This window comes from Candidatus Cloacimonadota bacterium, from assembly GCA_012522635.1.
Lineage (GTDB): Bacteria > Cloacimonadota > Cloacimonadia > Cloacimonadales > Cloacimonadaceae > Syntrophosphaera.
The window spans coordinates 1-3,146 of sequence record JAAYKA010000048.1; the positions used below are offsets into that span (position 1 = coordinate 1).

Annotated in this window: 2 protein-coding genes; one reads left to right on the plus strand and one right to left on the minus strand. The window is 49.4% G+C overall.

The features are described from left to right. The first annotated feature begins 89 nt into the window (after window positions 1-89). A complete protein-coding gene (locus GX135_02990) occupies window positions 90-2,987 on the plus strand; it encodes a T9SS type A sorting domain-containing protein (protein ID NLN85057.1) in 2,898 nt (965 codons plus the stop codon). Between the two features lie 3 nt (window positions 2,988-2,990). Here GX135_02990 and GX135_02995 read toward each other — a convergent pair. Beyond that, a partial coding sequence (locus tag GX135_02995; protein NLN85058.1) for a cytidine deaminase occupies window positions 2,991-3,146 on the minus strand: 156 nt, incomplete at its 5' end.

Sequence of the window (3,146 nt, forward strand, 5' to 3'; positions counted from 1 at the left end):
ACCCGCAAATACCGGTTCACCACACAAATTCCGGCGTTTTGGAAGCCTTATTGCTTTCAAATAGGTGACTTATCTTGAAGGAGATGGATATGAAGCGCAGTCTTTCGATTATCATGCTATTAGTTATTGCCGCCAGCGCCTTTAGCGCAATCGCACCGCAGCGAAAACCTTTTCGACCTGGATTCTCATCAGGTTCCCAAAACCGAGCGGAGCTTTACACCGGTTTTGATGTGCTGCACTATGACATTACCATCAGCATCGACCAAACTGCCAGGCAAATCGAAGGAAACGTTGTTGCCACTGTGTTAGCCCAGGAAAACCTGGATTCAATTCCCTATAACCTGGTTGGGCTTGATGTTAGCTCGGTGTTGTTGAATGGCGCGCCTGCCACATACACACACGCGGCTGGCATCATCGATATCAATGTGGATATTCCTGCGGGACAAACATTTACCACACAGGTTTTTTACCAGGGCACCCCCATCCTCTCCGGCTCACCTTACAACGTTGGCATGATATTTTCCTCCAACACTGTTTTCACCATCTCCGATCCCGACGCTGCGCGTTATTGGTGGCCCTGTTATGACCATCCCTGGGATAAAGCCACCGTGAACTTAAATGTGACCCTGCGTGAGGATTGGAAAGTTGCTTCCAACGGAACACGGCAATCAATCACAAACAACGGAGATGGCACTGCCACAACGGTTTGGCACAGCGCGGATCCCATGACCACCTATCTGGTTTGTGTGACCTGCGGTCCCTATGTGGAGTTCACACAACACGCTCCGATTCAGGGCGTCCCCATCCAGAATTTTGTGATGCAGAATCAATATAACAACGCGCAGATTGACCTCGCCAGAATGCCCCTGATGATAGACTATTTTTCCGAGCTGTTCGGCCCCTATCCTTTTGAAAAATATGGCAATTCCGTTGTGAACATGAGCACATTTGGCGCCATGGAACACCAAACCATGACCACCCTGGGTAGCTACATCATAAATGGCAGTGGCACGCATGAACTGACTGTGGCACATGAACTTGCCCACCAATGGTTTGGAAATGCCGTCTCGTTTCTGGATTTCAACGACGTCTGGCTGTCCGAAGCTTTTGCCACCTATTCCGAGCATATCTGGGTGGACAAAACCGAAGGCTGGCAGGCCGCATGTGACTATGTTTCCAGCAGTTATCATCAATATTACCTAAGCTGGGAAAACAGCGCCGGGCCGCAAATTATCCATGATCCAGCTTTCAATTCATATTTCGCACCGCCATCCTATGAAAAAGCCGCTTCAGTGCTGCACATGCTCCGCCTCAAGCTTGGCAACGATGCTTTCTTCCAGCTTTTGCAGGAATGGTTTGCCGAAAACAACGGAGGCAATGTGGTCACCGCCGAATTTCAAGCCAAGGCGGAACAGGTCAGCGGCCAAAACCTCACTCAATTCTTTGACCAATGGATATTTAGCGCCGGCATTCCAGCATTTGAATACAGTATCTGGACCCACGACGAAGCAGCCCAACCCTTGCGGATTTTCGCTAAAACCACATCTAACACCACCACACCCTTTCATATTGAAGTGCCTTTCCGCCTCCAAAACGGCGCGCAGAGCGATTCCCTCCTCGTTTTTGCTGACCCGGATGGCGTGGACAACTTTTTTAACGCCACCATCAGTCCAGCCGCCATCTTTTCCGCGAACCACAACAACTGGGCTCTGCTGCGCTCACACACTGAGCTGAAACCAGTAATCAGTGAATGTTTGCCTTCCAATGGGTCTGTGCTGCTTTCCTGGGAAAGATTCCAAGATAATCCCAATCTGCGTTACAACGTCTATCGCTTTGGCGCGACCATGGGTGGTGACTGGGAACTCCTGAACTCCGAACCCCTTGATGAACTGAGCTTTACAGATACCAGCATGGAAAACGGACAGAGTTGGTTTTACGCCATCTCCGCGGTTGATCCGGATGGCTGGGTCAGCACGCGTTCGGAGCCGATGGAAGCTACGCCTGTTGGTTTTACATTCGCAGAAAACCTGTTGGTGGTGGATGAAACCCGTGACGGAAATGGCGCCAATATCAATCCAGATGACGCCATGGTGGATTCTTTTTACGCAGCAGCGCTTTCCCCCATCCAATATCAGGATTGGGATGTGGCGTCCCAAGGTCTTCCACCCTTGGATGTGCTTGGCAATCATAAAGTTGTGTTTTGGCACGCCGATGATTTTTCTCAAAACCTGCTCATCGATCACCAAAATGTTCTGGGTGGCTATCTTATTGGTGGCGGGAAACTTATCCTCTCCGGTTGGAAAACCCCTTCCGTCCTTTCCGATATATTTTTAAGCCGCTTCGCAGGAAACGTCGAGCTGATATATGATAATTCGCCAAGCCTCATCAGTGCTCAATCCGCGCAGTATCCAGAACTGGAAGTGGATCCGGATAAAGTTTTGAGTATTTGGAACGGAATGCTGCCCTACATCTATACCTTTTCGGGAGCACAACAGCCCATCTACACGGCAGTTATGAGCCCCACCGCTCAGGGAAATGGCAATTGCGCCGCCCTGCGGATGCTGAACCCGGATTCCGGCATGGATTTCATCTTGCTGGGATTTCCGCTTTATTTTATGAAACCGGATGGGGTGCGTGGATTTCTTCAGTCCGCAGTTACCGAAATGCTGAACAACACATCGACTCAAGATGTTGCCACTCCGCCGCTTACTTCCTCGCTGGATGTTTTCCCCAATCCTTTCAGCTCTTCCATCCAAATCCAAGCCAAGACAATTTCGCCGGGAACATTGGAATTGAGTGTCTATAATCTGAAAGGACAGAAAATCCGGACTCTGTGCTCAGACACAAAAAATGCCGGCAGCCACAGCTTCAGTTTTGACGCCAAAGACTTTAGTGGCAAGGAATTATCTTCCGGAATCTATCTCGTGAGAATGATTTCAGGGGATAAGGTGCTCAGCAAAAAAATCAGCTTAATCAAAGGAAACTAAAAACTATAGCAGCCGTTTTGACGCACCGCTCTCCATATCGAAGTGGAAGAGCTGGACACCCGCTTCCTTCAGCAATTCCTCCGCCAGGGCATCAGGATATGTCTCGGCAATGTAAACCACTTTGATTTCAGCATTTATAATCATTTTTGCACAGATGCT

Excerpts from the sequence above, each read along its gene's own strand:
- GX135_02990 (NLN85057.1), top strand. The coding sequence starts at position 90 with ATGAAGCGCAGTCTTTCGATTATCATGCTATTAGTTATTGCCGCCAGC.